Genomic DNA, 22,429 nt, shown 5'->3' on the forward strand with positions numbered 1-22,429 from the left:
TTTCATCATCAACGGGAAGAAGAGGCCAAGCGACCGGCTTCCCGCTTGACGATTCGCGAAAGCGGCCCATATAGGAAGCACCCATGTGCGGCATCCTCACCATCCTCGGGCTCGATCCCGCCCGGTCCCGCTCCGCCGAGCTCCGGCGGCAGGCCCTGGCCATGGCCCGGAAGATCCGCCACCGGGGGCCGGACTGGAGCGGGGTCTACAGCGACGACCAGGCCATCCTGGCCCACGAGCGCCTGTCCATCGTGGACGTGGAGCACGGCGCCCAGCCCCTGGTGGACAGCCTCCGGGGCGCGGTCCTGGCGGTCAACGGCGAGATCTACAACCACCGGGACCTGCAGCGCGGGCTGCGGGAGGCCCACAACTTCCGCACCGCCTCCGACTGCGAGGTGATCCTCTACCTCTACGACGAGCTGCCGCCCCGGGACTTCCTGAACCGGATGAACGGGATCTTCGCCTTCGTCCTCCACGATCCCAAGCGCGAGACCTTCCTCATCGCGCGGGATCCCATCGGCGTCGTCCCGCTGTACCTGGGCTGGGACCGGGACGGCCACCTCTACGCGGCCTCGGAGATGAAAGCTCTGGTGGGCCATTGCGAGCGGATCCAGGAATTCCCGCCGGGGCACTACGTCCTGGGCCACGAGGCCGAGAAGGGATTCCAGCGCTACTACGACCCGGAATGGGCCCGACCCGGCTTCGTGCCCACGGACCCCTTCGACCCGGCGGTCCTCCGGGAGGCCCTGGAAGCCGCCGTCCGCCGGCAGTTGATGTGCGACGTGCCCTACGGGGTCCTGATCTCCGGAGGCGTGGATTCCTCGCTGGTGGCGGCCATCGCGGCCCAGTACCGCGACGGCCGCGTGGAGGAGGACGGCGCGTCCCCCGCCTGGTGGCCCCGGATCCACTCCTTCGCCGTGGGCCTGGAGGGCGCGCCGGACCTGGCGCCGGCCCGGAAGGTGGCGGACCACATCGGCGCCATCCACCACGAGATCCACTTCACCGTCCAGGAAGGGCTGGACGCCCTGTCCGACGTGATCTACCACCTGGAGACCTTCGACCTCACCACCATCCGGGCGTCCACGCCCATGTACCTCCTCATGCGGAAGATCCGGGCCATGGGCATCAAGATGGTCCTGTCCGGCGAAGGGGCGGACGAGGTCTTCGGCGGCTACCTCTACTTCCACAAGGCGCCGGACGGGACGGAGCTGCACGCGGAGACCGTCCGCAAGCTCCAGAAGCTCCACCTCTACGATTGCGCCCGGGCCAACAAGGCCAGCGCCGCCTGGGGCGTGGAGGCCCGCGTCCCCTTCCTGGACCGGGAGTTCCTCGAGGTGGCCATGCGCCTGGATCCGGCCGTGAAGCTCCCCCGGAACGCCCCTCGCCCCCGTCCCATCGAGAAATACCCCCTGCGGAAGGCCTTCGAGGGGCTCATCCCCGACGAGGTCCTGTGGCGCCAGAAGGAGCAGTTCTCGGACGGCGTGGGCTACGCCTGGATCGACGCCCTGAGAGCCACCGCAAACCGCGACGTGAGCGACGCCATGATGCGGGCCGCCGCCGAGCGCTTCCCGGTGAAGACGCCCGAGACGAAGGAGGGCTACCTCTACCGTCAGCTGTTCGAGCGCCACTTTCCGGATGCTTCCGCCGCGGAGTGCGTGCCCCATGAGCGGAGCGTCGCGTGCAGCACCCCCACCGCGCTGGCCTGGGACGAGGCCTTCGCTCGGGCGGCGGATCCTTCGGGCCGGGCCGTGGCCGACGTCCATCACCAGGGACGGGCCTGAGATCCGCGCCGCCGCGCTATCATCATCGGGACCCCATTTTGGATTCCAATGGTGACCGCCCCTTCCGACCAGCGCCAATTCCCCCGGCTCCCCATCAGCTACCGCGTAAAGCTGGTGGTGGAGGACCGCATCATCGCCCTCCCTTCGGCGGTCAACATCAGTCTGAGCGGGATCCTGGTGAGCGGCGCCGAGCGCCTGCCCCTGGGCACCGAGTGCGGCGTGGCCATCCTGCTGGAGGAGGCCGAGGCCGGAAAGCGCGTGGTGACGCGGGGTACCGTGGTGCGCTCCGATACCCGCGGAATGGCCATCGCCTTCTCCCGGGTGCTGGACGCGAACAGCCTGGAGTCGCTCCGCGCGCTGATCCGTTCGCTGTCGCCCGAAGCAGCGCCCGGCGCCGGCGGCGTCTACGATTCCCGCATCCGCCCCTGCGGCTAGCCTTTCCGGATCTTTCGATGGACACGCCCGAAGCCGCCCTCGCCCGCCTCATGGAATACGTCAAGCCGGGCTCCCGCGCCCGGGGCGCCGACGACGACGGGTGGGCGCCTCCGGCCTTCGAGCGCTACGAGGAGGTCCGCCAGTGGCTGTCGGAATCCGTCCTGAGCGCCACGATGTACGAGCGCTACCCCGACCGGCGATGGACCATCCAGCTCCTCCTGAAGGAACAGGATCCCGGCACCTACCGCTACATCGTGCTCTGAGCGGAACGCCGTGCCCTTCCCGCCCCGATCGACTCCCCTCCGATGCCTGGCTCTCGCGGGACTGGCGGTCGTGGGAGCCCTGATCTCCAATGCCCTGGCCTCCCCGGCCCGGCGGCTGGCGTGGATCGTAAAACCCCTTCCGCCGCCTCCAACGGCGCCTCCCCCAGAGGAACCCGCTCCTCCGCCCCCTGCCCCACCCAGCCTTCCTACGAAGGCGGAAGCGCCGATCCGCCCCCTGCCTTCTCCGCCCCGGCCTTCTGCCCCGCCTTCCCCAGCGCCCGCGGGTCCCATCGTGGAAATCAGCAGCCAGGCCGCCTGGGAGACGTTCCAGGCGGGCGTTCCCTTTCTCGACGCCCGCCGCAGCTCGGAGTTCGCGGAGGGCCACATTGCCGGGGCCTGGTGCGCCCCCGTGTGGGAAGCCGATCTGGAGGACCGCCTCTTCGCCTTCAAGGCCGCCCGCCGGCCCGGGCCGGAGGATGCGATCGTCCTCTACTGCAGCGGGGGTGACTGCCGCGATTCGCATCTGCTGGCCGAACGCCTGCTAGCGCAGGGCTACTTCCATCTGCTCATCTACCGCGACGGCTTCCCCGACTGGGCGGCCCAGGGCCGGCCCGTGCAGAAGGGGCAGCCATGAGGCGCTGGGTGCTGCATCCCCGCGTGACGCTGGCCGCCCGAGTCATCCTGGGCCTGGTGTTCATCGCCGCGGCGGTCCCCAAGATCGGGGATCCTCCCGGCTTCGCCAAATCCATCTGGGCCTATCAGCTGGTACCGGCCGCCCTCTTGAATCCCCTAGCCCTGATCCTTCCCTGGCTGGAGCTCCTCTGCGGGCTGGCGCTCCTGGCGGGCATCTGGCTGCGGGCCGCGGCCCTGTGGACGGGCGCGCTGCTCCTCGTCTTCTGCGCGGCGCTCGGCGTGAATCTTGCCCGCCATCGGCCCGTGGACTGCGGCTGTTTCGGCGCCTCCGCGCCCAAGACCGAGGCCCAGCGGCTGGCGGACATGCGGTGGGTCCTGCTGCGGGACGCCGCCCTCCTGCTGCTGGTGGCGCAGGTGTGGACGGCGTCCCGAAAGGCGGAGCGACCCGGGGCGGGCGACCCCCGCTAGGCGGGGATCACGCCCAATTCCCGGCCCACCTTGGTGAACGCGGCGATGGCGTGGTCGAGGTCGGCGGTGGTGTGGGCGGCGCTCATCTGGGTGCGGATCCGCGCCTGGCCCTTGGGCACCACGGGGAAGAAGAACCCGATCACGTAGACCCCTTCGTCCAGCAGGCGCTTGGCGAATTCCTGGGCCAGGGGCGCCTCGTACAGCATGACGGGAACGATGGGGTGCTCGCCGGGCAGCAGCTTGAATCCGGCCTTTTCCATCCCGGCCCGGAAGTGGCGGGCGTTGTCGTGGACGCGCCGGATCAGGTCTTGGCTGGTCTTGAGCAGGTCCAGCACCTTGAGGGTCGCCGCGACGATGGCCGGGGCCACCGAATTGGAGAAGAGATAGGGGCGCGCCCGCTGGCGCAGCCAGTCGATGGCCTCGCGCTTGCCGGCAATGTAGCCGCCGGAGGCGCCGCCCAAGGCCTTGCCGAACGTGCCCGTCATGAAGTCCACGCGGCCCATGACGCCGCAATGCTCGTGGGTGCCGCGGCCGCTCTCGCCCATGAAGCCCACGGCGTGGCTGTCGTCCACCATCACCATGGCGCCGTACTTCTCCGCCAGATCGCAGATCTCGCGGAGCTTGGCGATGTAGCCGTCCATGCTGAACACGCCGTCCGTCACCACCAGCTTGAACCGCGCTCCCGCGGCATCGGCCGCCTGGAGCTGCGCTTCCAGATCGGCCATGTCGGAGTTGGCGTAGCGGAACCGCTTGGCCTTGCACAGGCGGATGCCGTCGATGATGGAGGCGTGGTTGAGGGCGTCGCTGATGATGGCGTCCTCCTCGCCCAGGAGGCCCTCGAAGATGGCGCCGTTGGCGTCGAAGCAGCTCGAGTAGAGCTGGGTGTCCTCGAAGCCCAGGAAATCGGCCAGTTTCTCCTCCAGCTCCCGGTGGATGTCCTGGGTGCCGCAGATGAAGCGCACGGAAGCCATCCCGAACCCGTGGCCATCCATCACGCCCTTCGCCGCGGCGATCACGTCCGGATGGTTCGCCAGACCCAGGTAGTTGTTGGCGCAGAGGCAGACGACGTCCTTCCCGTTCGCGGTCATGCGGGGCTGCTGGGGCGAGGCGATGATCCGCTCGGTCTTGTACAGCCCGGCCTCTTTCAGCTGCGCGAGTTCGCGGGTCAAGTGGGCCAGGTAGCCAGGATTCACGGCAATCTCCTCGTCTGCGGCCCCATAGGATACTCCCCGGTTGCGTGACGGGCGCCCGGTTGTGTCACCATCCTTGCGAACCGGAAAGGATCGACATGCGCCATGCCCTGCTCCTGCCCGCCCTGCTTCTCACCCTGGCCTGCAGCTCGAAACTGGACCGCGCCAAAGCCGAGGACATGATCCGCCGCGAATATCCCGTGGTGGTCCCCGTCACCGTGCCGGAGCAGGCCTCCGCGGAGAAGGGAACCTCCGAACATGCGCGCCTCGCGACCCTCAAGGAGAACCTCGACCGCAGCGGCTGGTTCGACAGCGCGGTCCGGACCGAAAGCGGCCGCGAGGTTTTCACGTTCCGCCTGAAGGCCAACGCCCCCAAGGCGATCAAGGCCGCACCGAAGGGCTTCTCCATGCCCGCGGCGGAGGCGGTCTTCGTCCGCGCCGTCCGGATGGAGCCCACCCGCGAAGGGGCCCGCGTCGTCTATGAGATCCGCCTGGAGAACCCCACGGACCAGTTCCCGCTGTTCCAGGCCCTGCATTCCGACGTGAAGCCGGGCGCGGTCAAGCAACGGCACGCCACGTTCGAGCGGCTCCGCGGCGCCTGGACCCTCACGGGGACCGACGAGGCCTTCCGCAAGGCGGAGTGAGCGACTTTGACGCGGGTTACAGCCTCGTCACTTGGGGCTCGGCGGGGGGTCCGGTACCCTTGACGACATCGAGGTTCCCTTGGACCACAGTCCCGCCTACCGCCTTCGCAGGTTCCTCAACTGGTTTCCCCTGGGGCTGACCTACGCGGCCATGTACATGGGCCGCTACAACTTCAACATCGTGAAGAACGACATCGGGGCCTGGTACCACCTCGACAAGGCGCAGATGGGGCTCATCGCCTCGGCGGGGTTCTGGACCTACGGTCTGGCGGTGGCGTTCAACGGCCCGCTGGCGGACCGCATCGGCGGACGGAAGGCCATCCTCCTAGGCGCCCTCGGCGCAGCCCTCGTGAACCTGGCGATCGGGTTCATGTTCCTGGGCACCTCGGGCACGCAGATCCTCCTGAGCATGAGCCTGCTCTGGAGCCTGAACATGTACTTCCAGAGCTTCGGCGCCCTCTCCGTGGTGAAGGTGAACAGTACCTGGTTCCACGTGCGGGAGCGGGGCGTGTTCGGCGGCATTTTCGGGATCATGATCAGCTCGGGCTACTTCCTCGCCACCACCATCGGGGCCTGGCTGCTTGCCAGTTTCCGAAGCTGGACGGTGATCTGGTTCGTCCCCGCGGCGGCCATGGCGATGATGTTCGCCGTGGACTGGTTCCTGGTGCGCAACCGGCCGAGCCACGCGGGGCATCCGGACTTCGACACGGGCGACGGCTCCGACGCAGGCTCGGCCGACGAAACCCCCCTTCCCTTCCGCGAGCTGATGCAGAAGGTGTTCCGCAATCCGGTGATCGTGTCGCTGATCTTCGCCGAGTTCTGCACGGGCTTCGTCCGCCAGGGCGTGATGCTGTACTTCACCGAATACCTCCAGGAGGTCTACCACCTGGGCAAGAAGGAGCACCTGTTCTGGTGGACCGGCGTGGCCTTCATGTTCGGCGGGATCCTGGGCGGCCTGCTGTGCGGGTGGATGAGCGACAAGCTGTTCCAGTCCCGGCGCCCGCCGGTGGCCTTCATCTTCTACCTGATCCAGGTGGTGATGCTGGCCCTGCTGGGCATGTCCTTCGGCCGCGGCACCTGGGGCGGCCAGGTCTGGGCCGTCATTCTGCTGGGCCTCACCGCCATGTTCATCTTCGGTGTCCACGGGATGCTCAGCGGCACCGCCAGCATGGACTTCGGCGGCCGCAAGGCCGCGGCCTCCGTGGCCGGCGCCCTGGACGGCATCCAGTACATCGGCTCCGGCCTCACCGGCTTCGGCCTGGGCTCCCTGCTCCAGCGCCACGGCTGGGACGGCACGCCCATCCTCGCGGGCCCCGCGGCCCACCAGCCGGCCCACGCCTGGGTCTGGGTCGGGGCCATCATCCCCTTCAGCCTGATCGGCGCCTACATCATGACCCGCATCTGGAACGCCAAAGCGGGCGCCGGGGCGCACTGAACAGGAATTTTTAACCGCAGATCGGCGCAGATGAAAAGCATTTGAAAGCTTTTATCTGCGTTCTCTGCGACATCTGCGGTTAGAGGCTTTTACTTCTTCGCCAATTGGTCGAACGCCGCCTTCAGGCCGCTGTGGATGGCATCCACGTCGGCAGGCTTCCACGATTTCTGGTCTTCCCGGACGAAGGTGGTCAGATCGCCGCGGTTGTCGAAGCGGGCGACGGGCAGGTGGTAGATCTTGGCCTCGTAGCGGTCGCCGATGGGGACGATGCGCTCCACGCGGATGGTGCCGGGACGGTCGCTCTGCTCCATCAGCCAGGCCATGTCGTCCGTGCCGTACTGGCCCAGCATAACCTCCATGGGGACGCTGTGGTGGAGGATGCTGCCCTGGCCGTTGGGACGGCCGCGCTCGATGTTCTTGCGGCGGCTCTCGACGGGATCCACCCAGACGTAGAGGACGGACGCCTTTTCCAGAATGGCGGGAGACAGGGTCTGGAAGGCCGTGTCGTAGCCCTGGGGGGGACACAGGGGAAAGGCGAAGCCGTGGGCGCCGCCGCGGGCGGCTTCGATCACCAGGGTGCGGCCGGCCTTATCCTGGGCATTCTGGCGGTTGAGGGCGTCCAGCTCGGCACGGCACTCGGCTTCGAGGGCCTCGGCCATCCGCACCCGAAGGCGATGAGGCACATTCCCGAGGTACTCGGGCAGCCCCACCTTGACGTGGGCGGCGTCCAGCCGGTCGAACAGGTGCTGGGCGGCGCTTCCCACCTCGACCTGACGGCTGCCCATGAGGTTGGCGTAGTCCTCGTTCAGCAGTTCGATGAGGACAGCCCATGTCCAGTTGTCACGAAAGGGGCGATTGGGGCCGTGGTAATAGGCGTAATCGAGCCCGTTGGCCTTGAGTTCGTCGTCGATCCGGTGCATCAGGTGCACGTACGGATAGTCGTCCAACTGGAGGGTCGGACCCATGTGGAAGTCGTTCCGGCACTGGTCGGGCGTGAGGCTCGCCAGGTAGCGGCGCACCTCCGACTTGCCGGATGCCGGCAGGCTGAAGAGAAGGATCGTGTCGAGAAGCTGGCTCATGGGTTCCACCGTACGGAACTTTTAGGATGCCATGTCCGCGGGAAATGAAAATCCCGGAAGGGGGAGCAGCCCGGACCAGCGCGCGATCGGGGCGCGACGAAAGCGGGGGTATGCTGAAGGAGGATTTTCTTCCCCTGTCCTCGGCCCCCTCCGCTTCCGCGAGCGGGGTTTCTTCTTTCCGGGATGCTCCAAATCCATGCGTGACCGCGAAATCGTCGAGCGCGTCCGGGACGCCACGGACCTGCTGGCCCTGGTGGGCCAGGCGGTGAAGCTCCGCAAGCAGGGATCCTCCTTCGTGGGCCTGTGCCCCTTCCACGCCGAGCGCAGCCCCAGCTTCCAGGTGGTGCCCGCTCGGGGCTTCTACCACTGCTTCGGGTGCGGAAAGCACGGCGATGCCTTCGCGTGGCTGATGGAACGCGAGGGGATGACCTTTCCCGAGGCGCTGGAGCAGCTGGCCCGGGCGGCGGGCGTCGACCTGCCCCAGCGGCGCGAGCGCCCCGCGGCGGAGCTGGACCTGGAGACGCGGCTGCGCGCCGCGCTGGACGCCGCCCAGGCCTTCTACGAGCGCCAGCTCGAGCGGCGGGAGGACGTCCAGGCCTACCTGCGCCGCCGCGGCTACGAGGGTCCTTTTGTGGCGGAAGCCGGGTTCGGCGCGGCGCCCGATGCCTGGGATTTCCTGGTGACGCATCTCCGCGGCCTGGGGTTTTCCGGTGAACTGCTGGAACAGGCCGGGCTCGCCAGCCGCAGCGACCGCGGCACCCAGATCGACTTCCTGCGCAATCGCCTCACCCTGCCCATCCACGATGTCCGGGGGCGCATCGTGGCCTTCGGGGGCCGCGTCATGGGGGACGGGCAGCCCAAGTACCTCAACACCCGGGACACGGCCCTGTTCCACAAGGGCGAGACCCTGTTCGGCTTTCATCGGGCCAAGGGCGCCATGCGGGACGGAGCCCTGGTGGTGGAAGGCTACTTCGACGTGCTCCAGCTCCACCAGAACGGCATCCACCAGGCCGTGGCGCCCCTGGGAACGGCCCTCACCGAAGAGCACCTCAAGGCGCTCGGCCGCTTTACCCGCCGGGTGGTCCTGTGTTTCGACGGGGACGCCGCGGGTCGCCGCGCCATGGAAAAGAGCCTGCGGCTGGCCCTGCCCCTGGGCTTCGAGGTGCGCCTTCTGGAACTGCCGCAGGGCGAGGATCCCGACACTTGGTGTCTGCAACTCGGGGGCGAGGCCTTCCGCGAACTACTGCACGTGGCGCCGGACTGGACGGCCTTCATGATCGACCGGGCCATGGAAGGCAAGGACCTCCGCCGCATCACGGACCGGATGGCGGCCTTCAAGGACCTGCTGGAATTCCTGCCCTACCTGCCCCGCACCACCGAAAGCCGCGATCTCTTCGCCAGCCTGGCGCACCAGCTCCAGGTGCCGCTCCAGGAACTGGACCGCGCCGTGAAGGGCCGCCAGCCCGCGCCGCGCGAAGTCGAAGCGCTCGTCCGCGCCGAGGAGCCGGAGCTGGACGAGCTGATCCGCGGCCTCGTTCTGCTGGCGGGAGCGGGGGAATGGCGGCGGGTGCAGGAGGTTCCCCACGCCTGGTGGGAAAGCCTCCCGGGAGCGCCCATCCTACAGGCCCTGCTGGACGCCGAGGGCGACCCGGCGCTGGTCCCCGATGGGGTGCTGGCGATCCTCCGCCGGCTGGAGGCCCTGGCCAGCCGCCAGGGAGAGGCGGGGCGGGACGCCGAGGCGCTGTTGGCCAAACTGGAGGCCCGCTTCGTGGACCGCGAAATCCAGGCCAACAACCGCCTCTTGCAGGATCCCCGCACCCAGGCGGAACCCGGGCTCGCGCTCCGCGTCATGACCCGCCAGAACGAGCTGCTGCTGCGCCAGAAGGAACTGTCCCGCCGCCGCCGGGGCCCCCGCTGAGCCCGGCAGGCAAGACCGCGCCCTTGCCCTCCGGGGTGGATCTCTTATACTGAAAGGTCCGCTTTCGGCCGGTACATTGGCCGGATTCTGCTTATCCTCGGCCGCCGGCATTGCCGGCCCGGCTTTCCAGCGCTCTTTGAGGTCCGAATGGTTCCGACGCCACCGCGAGAAGCCTACTACGCCCTGACCAAAGCCCTGATCTCCATCGGAAGGAAAAACGGATTCCTGCTGGTTGACCAGCTCAACGACTTCCTCCCCGACACCGCCTCCAGCCCCGCCGATCTCGACGTGGTGCTGAGTCTGTTCGCGCGGCTCGGCGTGGGGGTGGGTGCCACGGAAGAGGACGCGCTGGCGGCCCGGGAGGCCATCGAACCCGAATTCGTGGCCGTGGAAAGCGCCTCCAAGGGCGACAAGGATCTCGACGCCATCGAGATCGACAGCCCCGACAGCGACAAATTCAACGATCCCGTCCGGATGTACCTGAAGGAAATGGGAACCGTCCCCCTCCTGAAGCGGGAGGACGAGGTCGAGATCGCCAAGCGGATCGAAGTGGGCGTGCGCAGCGTGATGCGCGCCCTGTCCCGGTCCCGCCTGGCCGCGAGCCTGCTCATCGACATCGGCAAGATGCTGAAGGAGAACCCCGGCAAGATCCGCGAGGTCGTGGGCCTCTCCGACGAAGTGGACGACGACGAGGATGCCGAGAGCACCTCCGCCACCCAGCACGTCCACCACCAGTTCGAGAAGCTGCTGGTCTACGACCAGGCGCTCCAGGAGCTGCTGGACCTCAAGCTCCAGGTGGACGCGGGCACCAAGACCCTGCCCAAGAAGCGCAAGCTGGACCGCGAGATCCTCCAGGCCCGCGGCCGCCTGTCGCGGCAGATCCGCAAGCTGGGCCTCAACAGCCTGGCCGTCACGCGCCTCATCGACCGGATCACCCACCAGCACAGCCAGGTCATGGCGGGCGAGCGCAAGTGCCGCGAACTGCGGGATCGCCTCAAGAATCCCGCCTTCGCCAAGCTGAAGGACCGCTATAAGGACGAGCTGACGCACATCGAGAAGACCCTGGTCGAATTCTTCGCCAAGTACGAGACCACCAGCGAGCTCTTCCACAAGGACTTCAACGGGCTCAAGGGGGCGGAGGGCATCAGCCGCTCCGCCAAGGCGGAACTGATCGAGGCCAACCTCCGCCTCGTGGTCAGCATCGCCAAGCGCTACACCAACCGCGGGCTGCAGTTCCTGGATCTCATCCAGGAGGGCAACATCGGGCTGATGAAGGCCGTGGACAAGTTCGAGTACAGCCGCGGCTTCAAGTTCTCGACCTACGCCACGTGGTGGATCCGCCAGGCCATCACCCGCGCCATCGCGGACCAGGCCCGCACCATCCGCATCCCCGTCCACATGATCGAGACCATCAACAAGCTCATCCGCACCCAGCGAGAGCTGGTCCAGAAGCTGGGCCGCGAACCCTCCAGCGAGGAGATCGCCCACGCCATGGACATGCCCGTGGGCAAGGTCCGGAAGGTGATGAAGATCGCCCAGGAGCCCATCTCCCTGGAGACCCCCATCGGCGAGGAGGAGGATTCCCACCTGGGGGATTTCATCGAGGACAAGACCGTGGTGTCCCCGGTGGAGCAGGTGGTTCAGCAGCGCCTCAAGGAGACCGTCCGCAACGTCCTCAACACCCTCAGCGAGCGCGAAGAGCGCGTCCTCCGCATGCGCTTCGGCGTGGGCGACGACGGTTCCGAGCACACCCTGGAGGAAGTGGGCAGCGAATTCGCCGTCACCCGCGAGCGCATCCGCCAGATCGAGTCCAAGGCACTGCGTAAAATTCGCCACCCGCGCTATTCCAAAACACTCAAGGCTTTCCTGGGGTGAACGCGGGAGCGCCGGCCGCATGGGTCGGCGAATTTGTGAGTCATCCGAAGGATGCGAACAGGATTCGCCATCCGCGCTATTCCAAGACGCTCAAGACTTTCCTGGGATAGCAGCGCTCGAAAGGATCACCACCAAGGCACGAAGACACCAAGGAAATGCTTTTTGCAGTTCTTGGTGCCTGGGTGCCTTGGTGGTGAGTTTTTTATCTCAACCCCACGAAAATCCTTGGGTAGCCTGAACCTGTGAACCGACCCGCCAGTCCCCTCGCCCCGCTCAAGAATCACCTCTTCCTGGCGATCTGGATCGCCGCCATGGCTTCGAACGTCGGGACGTGGGTCCAGAGCGTGGGCGAGAAGTGGGTGATGGGCGAACTCACCCGCTCGCCCCTCCTCATGAGCCTGATCGAGACCGGCTCCACGCTGCCCATGCTGATCCTGTCGATGCCCGGCGGCGCCATCGCCGACATCGTCGACCGGCGCCGGCTGCTCCTGATCACCCAGGCCTGGATGCTGCTGGTGGCCGCGGCCATGGCCCTCATGTCCGCGTTGCATCTGGTCACGCCGGCCCTGCTCATCACCATGTCCCTGCTGCTGGGCGTGGGCGCGGCCCTCAACGCCCCGGCCTGGCAGGCTTCGGTCCCCGATCTGGTGCCCAAGGACCAGATCGCCGCGGGCGTGGCCCTGAACAGCGCCGGATTCAACGTCAGCCGCGCCGTGGGACCGGCCCTGGGCGGACTCGTGGTGGGCTGGCTCGGGGCCACCTGGGCCTTCGCGCTCAATGCGGTCTCCTTCGTGGGCGTCCTGATGGTGCTCCAGAGCTGGAAGCGGCAGCCGGTCCCGACGGATCTGCCGGCGGAGCGCTTCGCCGCGGCCATGAAGGTCGGATTGCGCTACACCCGCCACCGCAAGGCTCTCCAGGTGATTCTGCTGCGCGGCGGCGGGTTCGTGTTCTTCGGAGGGACGATCTTCAGCCTCCTGCCCACCCTCGCCATCCACCATCTGGGCCTGGGTTCCACCGCCTTCGGCGTGCTCCTGGGATGCACGGGCGCGGGCGCGGTGGGAGCCACCCTCGTTCTGCCGGCCCTGCGGGCGCGGATGTCGCCCAACGCCCTGCTGGCGGCTGCCACGTCCACGTTCGCGGCCGGCGTGTTCGTGTTGGCCTTCGTGGTCCACGCCGTACCCGTCGGCCTGGCGCTCCTGGTCTGCGGCGCGGGGTGGCTGTCGGTCCTGAGCACCTGCAATACCGCAGTGCAGCTGTCCGTGCCCTCCTGGGTGCGGGCCCGCGCCCTCGGCGTCTATATCACCGTATGGGGCGGCGCCATGGCGGCGGGCGCGGCCTTCTGGGGCTGGGTGGGCGAGCACTGGGGAATCCACACGGCCTTCGCCTGCTCCGCCGCGGGCCTCCTTCTGCTGCTGGCCTTCACGGGGCGGTTGCGCATCCAGGCGCTCCACGAGCCCATGGACCTCAGTCCCCACCGCCTTCAGCCGCACTCGCCCGAAGCCATCCATCCCGACGAGGGCCCGATCCTGACGGTCCTGGAATACCGCGTCCCCGAGGACCGCAAAGCCGCCTTCCAGGAGGCCATGCGGGAAGTGCGCCGGATCCGGATCCGGGACGGGGCCGTGCGCTGGTCGCTGTTCCAGGATCTGAAGCGCCCGGAAACGGGCGTGCTCCGCTTCACCGAGAGCTTCCTCAGCTCCAGCTGGGGCGAGCATCTCCGCCAGCACCACCGCGCCACGGTGGAGGACCGCGATATCTTCCGCCAGGCCTATGCCCTGGGCGCCGAGCAGGCGCCGAGGATCCGCCACCTCATCGCCGCGTGGGAGGATCGGGGCTCCTTCCTCGACCGCATCCTCGAATAGGATTCGCGCCGCGTTTCGGTCATGCTGAACCCATCGTTTCGGAGCCCGCGCCCGTGCTTTCCAAGGACCAGACCCTGGGCAAATACCAGATCCTGGATCGCCTCGGGTCCGGCGGATTCGGCGCCGTGTACCTCGCCATCGACACCTGGGTGAACCGGAAGGTGGCGCTCAAGGTGCCGCACCAGCAGGAGGACGAGATCGTCGACCTGCTGAAGGAGCCCCGCATCATGGCGGGCCTGAAGCACCCGAACATCGTTGAGCTGATCACGGTGGAGCGGAAGAACGGGATCTTCTTCATGGTGCTGGAGTACGTGGAAGGCGAGAGCCTGGATCGAATGATCCGCCGGGAGCGCGCCCTGCCGCCCACCCGCGCCCTGGAGATCGGCGTGGACGTGTGCAGCGCCATCGCCTTCGCCCACGGCCACCAGATCCTGCACCGGGACCTGCGGCCCGCCAACATCCTGGTGAACCGCGAGGGCGTGGCCAAGGTCACGGATTTCGGCACCTCTCGCGTGCTGGAGATGCAGCACGTCCCCTTCGCCCCCACCCGGATCGGCTCGCCCCCCTACATGGCGCCGGAGCACTTCCGCGGCCGGGCCGTGTTCCAGTCGGACCTGTGGTCCCTGGGGATCACGCTCTACGAGATGCTGACGGGCACGGTGCCCTTCTACGACGCCGATCCGTTGAAGATCGCCCAGGCCTTCACCAGCCAGCAGATTCCCGCCCCGCACTTGCGGAACGCCGCGGTGCCGAAGGCCTTCTCCGAAGTGGTGATGCGGGCTCTGGCGGTGAACCTGGGTGAACGCTACCTCTCCGCCCAGGCCTTCCTGGAGGCCCTTCGCCGCCTCAAGGACAACGTGGCCCGCGAAACCCGGCCGCTGGGCACCGCGGTCCTCTCCTCCAGCACGTCCGGCCCCCACGCGACGCTGCGCGCGGTCACCCAGGCCCGCCTCTGCCGCTTCTGCTACCGCCAACTTCCCCGCATGGCCACGACCTGCCCCAACTGCGGGGAGAGGACCTAGGTGGCCTGGAGTTCCCTGAAGCCCGCAGTGGGACGGCTGTGGAGCCGCCGCTGGGTGCGCCGCGTGTCCTACGTGCTGGTGGCCGGAACCGGAATCCTGGTGGTGGCGCCCTGGGTCGCCACCCGGTCCTCCGTCCTCCGCTGGGCGATGACCAAGCTGGATGGCCTGGTGCGGGAGGAGACCGGCCTTTCCCTGGCCATCGGCGACCTGGAACTCCACCCCGCCCTCGGATCGGTGGTCGTGCGGGACATCCGCCTGGGCGGAGATTTGCTGACGATCCAGCGCCTCGAGCTGCGGGCGGATTTCGCATCCCTGTTCTCCCGTTCCCCGCGGATCTTCGCCCTCCGGGCCGATCACCCCCGGCTCCGACTGACGGAAGCGGGGCTCGCCCAGATCAAACTGAAAGAGCATCCTCCCCGCAAGGGCCCCCTGCCCCAGGTGCGGTTGGACCTCCTGACCCTTACCGAGGGGGACATCGAGATTCCCCGGGCCCTGGGAACCATCCCCGCGCTCCACTACCACTTCGGGCTGAAGGCCACGGGCCACGGCCCCAACCGCCTGTGGGTGGAGCTGAACGGCCCCGTACTGTCCATCCAGGGACCGGCCGGCTGGGAACACGGCCGCCTGGACCTGAGCGGCGAAGTCTCCGAAACCTTCGTCCAGGTGCAGCAAGCCGCGCTCAGTCTGGGTGACAGCCGGGCCATCATCAGCGGGCGCTTCGAGGGCGGAACCGCATCGACGCCCGGGCGCCTGGAAGCCCACCTCGCCGGCGCCGTGAACCTGGCGCAGGCTGCCCGGTGGGGGAACGTCCCTCCCCCCATCGAAGGCGCCCTCACCGTGGACGCCACGGTGGCCGGGCCGCTGCCCGCGCCCCAGGGCACCCTCAAGGTGGAGGGATCGGATCTCCGCCCCGCCCATCGCGCCTTCCAGCCCGGCCGGTTCGAAGCCCGGGCCAGCGGGGGGCTGGAGGCCGTCCGCGTAGAGCGCGTCCACTGGAGTTCTCCCCAGGGCGAGCTGGAGGCCCACGGCACCTGGTCGCGGAAGGTTCCTCTCGAAGCCTCGCTCCAGGCCCGCGGCATCGATCTGGAAGCGGTGGGCCAGGCGCTCCACGCCCCCGAGCTGCGCGGCGTCCGGGCCACCCTCGACGCCCAGGTCCAGGGCCCCCAGGATCCGGCCACCCTCGCGCGCTTCGACCGGTGGCGGGCCACCGCCCGGGCGGCCTTCACCCAGGGGGGACGGGAAGCCGGCGGCCTGCGGGCGTCCCTGGAAGGGGGAAAGGCGGTCCTCCCTTCCCTCAACCTGGATCTGGAGGCCCTGAAGCTGTCGGGAACGGGCCACGCCACCTTCGGCCCCCGCGGCCTCGTCCGTCTCGATGGCGAGGGACGGGCGGAGGTGAACGCGGCCCAGGTCGCGGAATCGCTTCGCGCGTGGAAGATCGTGGACCTCGATATGGAAGGCCCGACCCACGCCCAGGCGAAGGTCCGGTGGAGCAAGGGGCCAGGGCTGGAGCTGGAGGGATCCGTCGAGGTGGCCGCCCCCCGCTGGCACGGCGCCCGGGTCGACGCCCTCCGGGCCCAGGTGGAGATCCGGGACTCGGACCTGTGGGTCAAGGGCATCGAGCTGACCAAGGATGAAGGCCGCGGCAGCGGCGACCTGTGGCTCACCTGGCGGAAGACCCTGCCCGGCGAGTCGCAGATGGACATGTGCTACACCGCCTTCCGCCTTCCCGCGGCCGAGGGCCTCAAGGCGGCAGATCTCGGCGATCTGCCCATCACCGGCACTGGCAGCGGCTGGGTGCGCCTCCAGGGCCCCTACGACCGCATCCAGATGTGGGGCGCCGCCCAGGCCGAGGCCGGCCAGGTCTACGGAATCCAGGTCCCCGCCGCCTCCTCCGATTTCTCGATGGACATCGCGAACCTGCGGCTTCGGCTCGAAGACGTCCGGATCGCCGAGCGCCCCGAGCAATTGGGATCGCCCGCCGCGGCCCCCGAGGGCGCGCTGGCCTTGAAGGGCCGCGCGGACATGGATTTCGACCGCCGCACCTGGCGCGTGGAGCTGGCCGGACGGGTGGATTCGCAGCTCCTGGCCCTACCGGGACCGCGGATCCAGGCCCAGGTGGACGCCCGGCTGCTAGGGCCCATCGTCGCGCCCTTCGGCCCCTTCGACCTTCCGGAGGGCAGCGTCCGCTGGAGCCGCGGCCGGATCTTCTTCGGTCCCCGCAGCCAGGAAGGGCTGGAGGGCTCGCTGAGCCTGGAGGGCGGCCGGTTGGAGACCCGCCTTGGACTGGAGGGCATGGCCGAACCCCTCCTGACCGCCCGCCTCCGGCAGGAGGGCGCGGAGCTGGTAGGAGAAGCCGCGGTCCAGGTCTCTCCGGCCAGCGCCCACACCGAGAATCTGGCCCGCAGTCTCAGCGAGGACCTCATGGAGGACCTGGGCCTGGCCGCCCGGTTCCAGGGCCGCTGGAATGGCCAGGATCTGCGCTGGAGCGGCTCCCTGGATCAGCTCACGGCGCGATTCCCCGCCTTCGAGCTGCAGCGGGTGGGCACCTCCGTCCTCCGCGGCACCGCCGCCGGCGCGGACGTGGACATCGCCCTGGAGGGGCGCGGCCGCAACCCCGCTGACGCCCCCGCGCAGGCTGCGGGGCTGCGCATCACGGGCAGCCTCCCCTTCTTCCCGTCGGCGCCCCTCGACGTGCGGCTGCTGGGGACCGCGAACCTCGCCCACCTCAAGAGCATCCTCGACCGGGTGATGGAAGTGGACGAGTACAACCTCCTGTCCGAACTTCGGGTGGAGGGCCTGGGCCGCCTGGACCTGCGGGCCCATGGGACCTACCTGGATCCGCGCCTGGACGGCACCCTGTCCCTGGAGAACGGCCGGGCCAACCTGCGCGGCTACCAGGGCGTGGAAGATTTGCGGGCGGATCTGGTCTTCAAGGACCGGATCATCTCCCTGCCGGAGAACAACCCTCTGCGGGGAACCCTGGCCCATGGGGACCTGCGGCTCTCCGGCGATCTCGCCTGGCGCCTGGGAGGGCTCGACACCTACACCCTGAAGGCGGCCCTCGCCAACTTCCAGCTGCGGGACCTGCCGGATGGACTCGACCTTCAGGGGACTCTCCGCGCCACCCTGGAGGGGAACCGGGACGGCGGGCTGCTCAAGGGCCGCCTGCGGGCGGACCGGGTGACCTACCAGAGCGAGATCAAGCTGGCGGATCTCATCCTCCGCAGCGCCCTCAGCGACACCGGGGGGCTGGTGGGGCTGGACCCCGACGATCCCCTGGACCGCATCCGCCTCGACCTGGAACTGGACCTGCGGAACCCCTGGAGCTTCGACACCAACCTCCTGAAACTGGAGGGCCGCACGGAAAGCGCCTTCCAGGTGCTGGGAACCCTGGCCCATCCCGTGCCCAAGGGGACGATGGTCTTCCAGCCCGGGGGACGGATCACCAACATCTTCCCCGCCGGCGACATGGTCGTGAACAGCGGCTCCCTGGCCTTCTCCGAGGCCCGGCCGCTGGATCCCATGATCAACCTCCAGGGCAGCATCAACTCCATCCCCGGCTACACGGTGAACCTGGACATCCACGGGACCCTGAGCAACCTCGCCATCGTCCCCAGTTCCACGCCCAGCCTGCGGCAGGACGAGATCGTGGCCATCCTCATCAATCCCGGAAACGTGGCGAACGTGGGCACGGCGGCGACCTCCTCCGGCACCACCCAGGGCGCGATCACCTCGGGCCTCGCCAGCGCGGGCTCGGGCCTGATCTCCACCCTGGCCTTCGCGCCCTTCCAGGAGCAGCTGCGCAAGAGCCTCGGCCTGGACCGGGTGAACGTGGCCCTCCGCACCACCAGCCTCGGCACCAGCGAAACCGAAGTCACCTTCGGGAAGAGCTTCAACCTCCTGGGGCAGCGCAGCGCCTTCGTGGTCTCCCACAAGAAGAGCGGGGAACTCAGCATCACCTCCGGCCAGGTGGAATGGCGCTTCGGAAACATCATCCTCCAGCTCGGCGCCAGTTCGGGGGGAGGCGCGGGCCTCAACCCCTCCGGCGAGATCCGCCACAACTGGAGCCCGAGGTAGGCCCATGATCACCGTGAAGTGCTTCGCCCGGTACCGCGACCTGCTGGGGTTCGGCGAAGTGCAGGTGCCTGCCGCCCGGACCCTCGCCGATCTCCTGGCGGATCCCCGCTTCGCCGCCCTGCCCCCGGACGCCCTGTTCGCCGTGAACCAGAGCTTCGCCCCGCGCAGCACCCCTCTGGCGGACGGCGACGAAGTGGCCCTCATGCCGCCGGTGTCGGGCGGATGATCAGCCTTCCCGCCGGATCTCCAGCACTTCGCCGCCGCTGAGGCGCAGCAGTTCCTGGAAGGCCGGTTCCCGGCGCAGGCGATCCTCGGGGCGGTCGGAAGCGGCCGCGGCCTCGTCGTCGAAGCGGATCTCCAGTTCCTTCAGCCCGGGGAGAACCGCCGCCAGGGCGGCCAGAACGTGCGGATTGGCCTTTTCCCGCTCCAGTTCCTGGAGTGTCTGGCGGACGTTGGCGGGAAAGCGGAAGCGCAGCACCGGCGCCTCCCAGCGCAGGTCCGTGGCCATCTGGGGCGCGGTGCCCAGGGTGCGGAGGCCCGGCACCCGGCCCAGCGCCTCGCCGCAGAGGTGGCGAAGCTGGGCGGACGTTCCGACAGCCGGGGGTGCGGGAGAGGGCGCAAACGGACGCGGAACCGCAGAGGTCGGGGCCGGCGCGGGCCTGCGAGGCCCCTCAGGCGCCGGCGCGACCTGAGGAGCCCGGGAAGGGACCGGCGGCGGGGCCGCGGCCGGTCTCGGCGCGCCCGCTGCGGCGCCCGAAACCAAGGCGTCCAGCGGCGCGAGATGGGGCAGTTGGGCGGCGGTCACCAGCGCCAGCTCCACCACCACCCGCGGCAGGCTGGTGTCCCGGAGGTCGCGCTCCCGGTTCAGGAGCAGCTGGAGCATCCGGGCCCACCGCAGCAGTTCCTGGGGGCCCCGGGCGGCGCGGGCCTCCTCCTCCAGGCGATCCCGGAAGGCCAGGACCAACTCCCGCCAGAAGGTGGCCCAGTCCGCCCCCTGCTCCGACAGTTCCCGGCAGGCCTCCACCAGGGCGGCGGTGTCGCCGATGGCCAGGGCGGACATCACGCCCTGGACGAGGTGGGCGCTCACGATTCCCAGCTGCTCGCGGACGGCCTCTTCCTGGACCGTGCCGTCCCCGGCGGCGATGACGCGGTCGAGGATGGTGAGGGCGTCGCGCATGGACCCCTGCCCCGCTTCGGCCACGAGGCGCAGGCTGCCGCCCTCCACCGTCACGCCCTCCTGGTCGCAGACGTGCCGCAGGCGGCCTTCGATCAGGCCCACGGGAATGAGGCGGAAGGGGAAGATCTGGACGCGGCTCTTGATGGTGTCCGGCACGTCCTGGAGTTCGGTGGTGGCGAGGACGAAGATCGCGTGGGGCGGCGGTTCCTCGATGACCTTCAGCAGGGCGTTGAAGGCCTCGGTGCTGAGCATGTGGACTTCGTCGATGATGTAGACCCGGTAGCGGCAGAAGGCCGGCCGGGTCTGCACCTGCTCGCGCAGCGCCCGGGCGTCGGCGACGGACGCCCGGCTGGCGGCGTCGATCTCGACGATGTCCAGGTTCTGGTCCGGTCGCTCGGCGGCGCGGCAGGAGTCGCACACCCCGCAGGGCGTGGCCGTGGGGCCCTCCGCGCAGTTGAGCGCCCGCGCCAGGATGCGGGCCGTGCTGGTCTTTCCCGTCCCGCGCACGCCCGCGAACAGGTAGGCCTGGTGGATCCGGCCGCTCTCCTTCGCCCGCTTCAGGGCGTTGGCCAGGGCCTTCACGCTGCCCTCCTGCCCCACGAGGTCGGAAAGGAGGCGGGGGCGGTACTTGAGCGCGAGGGTGGTCATGGCGATTCCAGTCTCCCACAAGGGGTGCCGTTTGCGCCGGTCGGAGCCCGCTCAGCCGACCTTGTCGAAGAGGCCCGGCTGGCGCACCGGCGGCGGAGGCGGCGGTGCGGCCTTGACGGGCCGTTCGCGGACCTCGCGGGGCGGCGGAAACACCTCGTGGAAAGCCTGGCGCACCTCGTCGGCATAGGCCGGGTCGAGCACCTTCAGCCAGCCGTGCTCGGCCAGGAGGCCGTAGAAGGGATCCCGCTTCAGCAGCCGCAGGCTTCCCACCCAGGCGCCTTGCGCCCCGCTGGCGCGGGCCCGCCGGGCGAAGGTCCGCGCGTCGTGGACCGCCAGCAGGGGCGCGACCGCCGCGGTGACGCGGATGCCCGCCCGCGCCAGCCGCTCCATGGCCGCCCAGCGGCTGGGAATGGCCGGGGCCCGCAGTTCCACCGCCTGCCTCACGGTGTCGTCGTCGGTGGGAATGGAGAAGCCCACGGACAGCCGGTTTCCGAAGCTCCGCAGCAGGTCGAGGTCCTGGAGCACGAGCGGCGAGCGCGTGTGAATGATCACCCGCGTGGTGGGGCACAGCAGCAGGACTTCCAGGCAGCGCCGGGTGAGCCGGTAGTCCCGCTCCAGGGGCTGGTAGGGATCGGTGGCCGAGGCCATGAATACCCGCTCGTTGTGCAGGCGGTGCCGCTGGGACCACAGCAGCTCGGGAGCGTTCAGCTTGGGGGAGACCCATCCGCCCCAGTCCTCGGGTCCGTGCAGGGCGTTGGGGTATTCCCGGACGTAGCAGTAGCGGCAGCCGTGGGCGCATCCCCGATAGGGGCTCAGCGCGAATCCGAAGCCGTACCCGTCGTTCTTCTGGGGCCGGAGGATGGAGCGCGCCTCTTCCGGTTCCACCTGGAGATCCCGGAACAGCGGCGGGGGATCCGAAGGCAGCAGCAGGGGCGTCATGCCCTCATTTTTCGCCTTTTATTCGCCAAGTCAAGGGGCCTCCTTGGGAATGACGTTGATCTGCCCGTTCGTTTCGAGAATGGCCACGCGCACGCCCTCGAGGTCCGCCAGCCCCGCGCGGCGGACCGCGGCCATCAGTTCGTGGTGGGTGATCCGCTCCGAATCCAGGACGGACTGGTTGATCACGCCGTGGTGGATCACGATCCGCGGACCCCCCTCGAGGACCCGCTCGACCCGCTTGCTGCGCCAGGTCAGCCAGGAGACGACCACGTTCAGCCCCATCAGCGCTCCCACCAGCAGGAAGCCCCCCAGGACGGTGTTGTCGCCGGCGTTCATGCTGTTCTGCACGGCGTTGCTGAGGATCAGGAGGAGGACCAGGTCGAAGGTCGCCATCTGGCCCACCTCGCGCTTCCCCATGAGCCGGAGCATCAACAGGAGGAAGCCGTAGACCAGCACGCCGCGCAGGATGAACTCCCACCAAGGCTGGTTCAGCTTCCACATGGAGACGGCAACGGGCAGCCCATCGAGAAGGGCGAAGTGGGGCATGGAAACTCCGGGAAAAGCGGCGTGCGGGGACCTGCCTACTGGATTTCCACCGTGAAGTCGGTGGTGCCGAGTTCCGCCCCATCCGCGCCGAGCACCTTCACCGTCCACCGCCCGGCGTCCCCGGCCCGGAAGGTGCGGTAGGCGTTCGTGCGATAGGGCGAGCGGGGAACGGTCAGCTCCTGCTTGGTGGTGCGGCCATCCAGGCTGAACACCACGGTGACGGTGCTGTCGGCGGCGCCCGCCACCTTGGTCCAGGCGTAGAGCTTCGTTCCCGCGGGCACCTTGAACTCGGACGCGGCGCCCTGGAGTTCCAGCTTCTCCACGCCCGTGCCGACCTTCACGTCGGCGGAGGGCTTGGAAGCGGGCTGCGCGGCGAGGACCGCGCAGACGAGAAGGGGGAGGAGAATCTGGCGCATGGAAACTCCTTGGAGGGTGGC

General features: G+C 69.0%; 19 protein-coding genes. 13 read left to right on the forward strand and 6 right to left on the reverse strand.

All coding sequences use genetic code 11. From position 1 onward, the window contains the following. Positions 1 to 83 precede the first annotated feature (83 nt). From asnB to RAH39_RS07485, 5 genes are all read left to right on the forward strand, one after another. Positions 84 to 1,781, forward strand: coding sequence for an asparagine synthase B (gene asnB / locus RAH39_RS07465; protein ID WP_306589455.1), 1,698 nt, complete (start codon positions 84 to 86; stop codon positions 1,779 to 1,781). Positions 1,782 to 1,832: 51 nt separating this feature from the next. Beyond that, a complete protein-coding gene (locus tag RAH39_RS07470; protein ID WP_306589456.1) occupies positions 1,833 to 2,216 on the forward strand; it encodes a PilZ domain-containing protein in 384 nt (127 codons plus the stop codon). A gap of 17 nt (positions 2,217 to 2,233) precedes the next feature. After that, positions 2,234 to 2,479 (forward strand): hypothetical protein, encoded by a 246-nt coding sequence (locus tag RAH39_RS07475; RefSeq protein ID WP_306589457.1) that lies wholly within the window; start codon positions 2,234 to 2,236, stop codon positions 2,477 to 2,479. A gap of 292 nt (positions 2,480 to 2,771) precedes the next feature. After that, entirely contained in the window at positions 2,772 to 3,113 is a 342-nt protein-coding gene (locus RAH39_RS07480) for a rhodanese-like domain-containing protein (RefSeq protein WP_306589458.1), read from the forward strand. Continuing rightward, entirely contained in the window at positions 3,110 to 3,580 is a 471-nt protein-coding gene (locus RAH39_RS07485) for a MauE/DoxX family redox-associated membrane protein (RefSeq protein ID WP_306589459.1), read from the forward strand. Before RAH39_RS07480 ends, RAH39_RS07485 begins: the two co-directional genes overlap by 4 nt. Here the strand turns inward: RAH39_RS07485 and RAH39_RS07490 are convergent. Then, positions 3,577 to 4,773 (reverse strand): glycine C-acetyltransferase, encoded by a 1,197-nt coding sequence (locus tag RAH39_RS07490; protein WP_306589460.1) that lies wholly within the window; start codon positions 4,771 to 4,773, stop codon positions 3,577 to 3,579. The genes RAH39_RS07485 and RAH39_RS07490 overlap by 4 nt on opposite strands. A 95-nt stretch (positions 4,774 to 4,868) precedes the next feature. Here RAH39_RS07490 and RAH39_RS07495 point away from each other — a divergent pair, with 95 nt between their 5' ends. Both RAH39_RS07495 and RAH39_RS07500 read left to right on the forward strand, forming a co-directional pair. Beyond that, entirely contained in the window at positions 4,869 to 5,414 is a 546-nt protein-coding gene (locus tag RAH39_RS07495; protein ID WP_306589461.1) for a PilN family protein, read from the forward strand. Positions 5,415 to 5,493: 79 nt separating this feature from the next. Further along, positions 5,494 to 6,849: an MFS transporter gene (locus tag RAH39_RS07500; protein ID WP_306589462.1), complete on the forward strand. Its 1,356-nt coding sequence runs from the start codon at positions 5,494 to 5,496 to the stop codon at positions 6,847 to 6,849. An 89-nt stretch (positions 6,850 to 6,938) separates the two neighbouring features. Here the strand turns inward: RAH39_RS07500 and RAH39_RS07505 are convergent, their stop codons facing one another. Further along, on the reverse strand, positions 6,939 to 7,928 hold the full coding sequence (locus RAH39_RS07505; protein WP_306589463.1) for a hypothetical protein: 990 nt from the start codon (positions 7,926 to 7,928) through the stop codon (positions 6,939 to 6,941). A 196-nt stretch (positions 7,929 to 8,124) separates the two neighbouring features. Here RAH39_RS07505 and dnaG point away from each other — a divergent pair, with 196 nt between their 5' ends. The 6 genes from dnaG (at position 8,125) to RAH39_RS07535 (ending at position 18,908) form a co-directional block, all read left to right on the forward strand. Then, a complete protein-coding gene (gene dnaG, locus RAH39_RS07510) occupies positions 8,125 to 9,846 on the forward strand; it encodes a DNA primase (RefSeq protein ID WP_306589464.1) in 1,722 nt (573 codons plus the stop codon). Positions 9,847 to 9,993: 147 nt separating this feature from the next. After that, positions 9,994 to 11,721, forward strand: coding sequence for an RNA polymerase sigma factor RpoD (gene rpoD / locus RAH39_RS07515; protein WP_306589465.1), 1,728 nt, complete (start codon positions 9,994 to 9,996; stop codon positions 11,719 to 11,721). 242 nt (positions 11,722 to 11,963) lie between these two features. Then, positions 11,964 to 13,583, forward strand: a complete 1,620-nt coding sequence (locus RAH39_RS07520; protein ID WP_306589466.1) for an MFS transporter — start codon at positions 11,964 to 11,966, stop codon at positions 13,581 to 13,583. Positions 13,584 to 13,636: 53 nt separating this feature from the next. Next, positions 13,637 to 14,605, forward strand: a complete 969-nt coding sequence (locus RAH39_RS07525; protein ID WP_306589467.1) for a serine/threonine protein kinase — start codon at positions 13,637 to 13,639, stop codon at positions 14,603 to 14,605. Next, positions 14,606 to 18,682: a translocation/assembly module TamB domain-containing protein gene (locus RAH39_RS07530; protein ID WP_306589468.1), complete on the forward strand. Its 4,077-nt coding sequence runs from the start codon at positions 14,606 to 14,608 to the stop codon at positions 18,680 to 18,682. Positions 18,683 to 18,686: 4 nt separating this feature from the next. After that, positions 18,687 to 18,908 (forward strand): MoaD/ThiS family protein, encoded by a 222-nt coding sequence (locus tag RAH39_RS07535; protein ID WP_306589469.1) that lies wholly within the window; start codon positions 18,687 to 18,689, stop codon positions 18,906 to 18,908. Here RAH39_RS07535 and dnaX read toward each other — a convergent pair whose 3' ends face one another. Genes dnaX through RAH39_RS07555 form a run of 4 tightly spaced genes read right to left on the reverse strand, consistent with a single transcriptional unit; the run spans position 18,909 to position 22,408 of the window. Then, the gene (gene dnaX, locus RAH39_RS07540) at positions 18,909 to 20,507 is read right to left on the reverse strand and encodes a DNA polymerase III subunit gamma/tau (protein ID WP_306589470.1); all 1,599 of its coding nucleotides are present in this window, start codon (positions 20,505 to 20,507) and stop codon (positions 18,909 to 18,911) included. Between the two features lie 51 nt (positions 20,508 to 20,558). After that, positions 20,559 to 21,446: an SPL family radical SAM protein gene (locus RAH39_RS07545; protein ID WP_306589471.1), complete on the reverse strand. Its 888-nt coding sequence runs from the start codon at positions 21,444 to 21,446 to the stop codon at positions 20,559 to 20,561. 30 nt (positions 21,447 to 21,476) lie between these two features. Then, positions 21,477 to 21,992, reverse strand: a complete 516-nt coding sequence (locus tag RAH39_RS07550; RefSeq protein ID WP_306589472.1) for a DUF421 domain-containing protein — start codon at positions 21,990 to 21,992, stop codon at positions 21,477 to 21,479. Positions 21,993 to 22,027: 35 nt separating this feature from the next. Beyond that, entirely contained in the window at positions 22,028 to 22,408 is a 381-nt protein-coding gene (locus RAH39_RS07555; RefSeq protein WP_306589473.1) for a DUF2914 domain-containing protein, read from the reverse strand. Between the last annotated feature and the right edge of the window lie 21 nt (positions 22,409 to 22,429).

Source organism: Geothrix sp. 21YS21S-4 (assembly GCF_030845995.1).
Taxonomy (GTDB): domain Bacteria; phylum Acidobacteriota; class Holophagae; order Holophagales; family Holophagaceae; genus Geothrix.

What these genes read in the sequence shown, in the direction of transcription:
- RAH39_RS07475 (WP_306589457.1), top strand. Translation starts at nt 2,234, where the DNA reads ATGGACACGCCCGAAGCCGCCCTCGCCCGCCTCATGGAATACGTCAAG.
- rpoD (WP_306589465.1), top strand. Translation starts at nt 9,994, where the DNA reads ATGGTTCCGACGCCACCGCGAGAAGCCTACTACGCCCTGACCAAAGCC.
- RAH39_RS07545 (WP_306589471.1), bottom strand. Translation starts at nt 21,446, where the DNA reads ATGACGCCCCTGCTGCTGCCTTCGGATCCCCCGCCGCTGTTCCGGGAT.
- RAH39_RS07505 (WP_306589463.1), bottom strand. Translation starts at nt 7,928, where the DNA reads ATGAGCCAGCTTCTCGACACGATCCTTCTCTTCAGCCTGCCGGCATCC.
- RAH39_RS07555 (WP_306589473.1), bottom strand. Translation starts at nt 22,408, where the DNA reads ATGCGCCAGATTCTCCTCCCCCTTCTCGTCTGCGCGGTCCTCGCCGCG.
- RAH39_RS07535 (WP_306589469.1), top strand. Translation starts at nt 18,687, where the DNA reads ATGATCACCGTGAAGTGCTTCGCCCGGTACCGCGACCTGCTGGGGTTC.
- dnaG (WP_306589464.1), top strand. Translation starts at nt 8,125, where the DNA reads ATGCGTGACCGCGAAATCGTCGAGCGCGTCCGGGACGCCACGGACCTG.
- RAH39_RS07495 (WP_306589461.1), top strand. Translation starts at nt 4,869, where the DNA reads ATGCGCCATGCCCTGCTCCTGCCCGCCCTGCTTCTCACCCTGGCCTGC.
- asnB (WP_306589455.1), top strand. Translation starts at nt 84, where the DNA reads ATGTGCGGCATCCTCACCATCCTCGGGCTCGATCCCGCCCGGTCCCGC.
- RAH39_RS07485 (WP_306589459.1), top strand. Translation starts at nt 3,110, where the DNA reads ATGAGGCGCTGGGTGCTGCATCCCCGCGTGACGCTGGCCGCCCGAGTC.
- RAH39_RS07550 (WP_306589472.1), bottom strand. Translation starts at nt 21,992, where the DNA reads ATGCCCCACTTCGCCCTTCTCGATGGGCTGCCCGTTGCCGTCTCCATG.
- dnaX (WP_306589470.1), bottom strand. Translation starts at nt 20,507, where the DNA reads ATGACCACCCTCGCGCTCAAGTACCGCCCCCGCCTCCTTTCCGACCTC.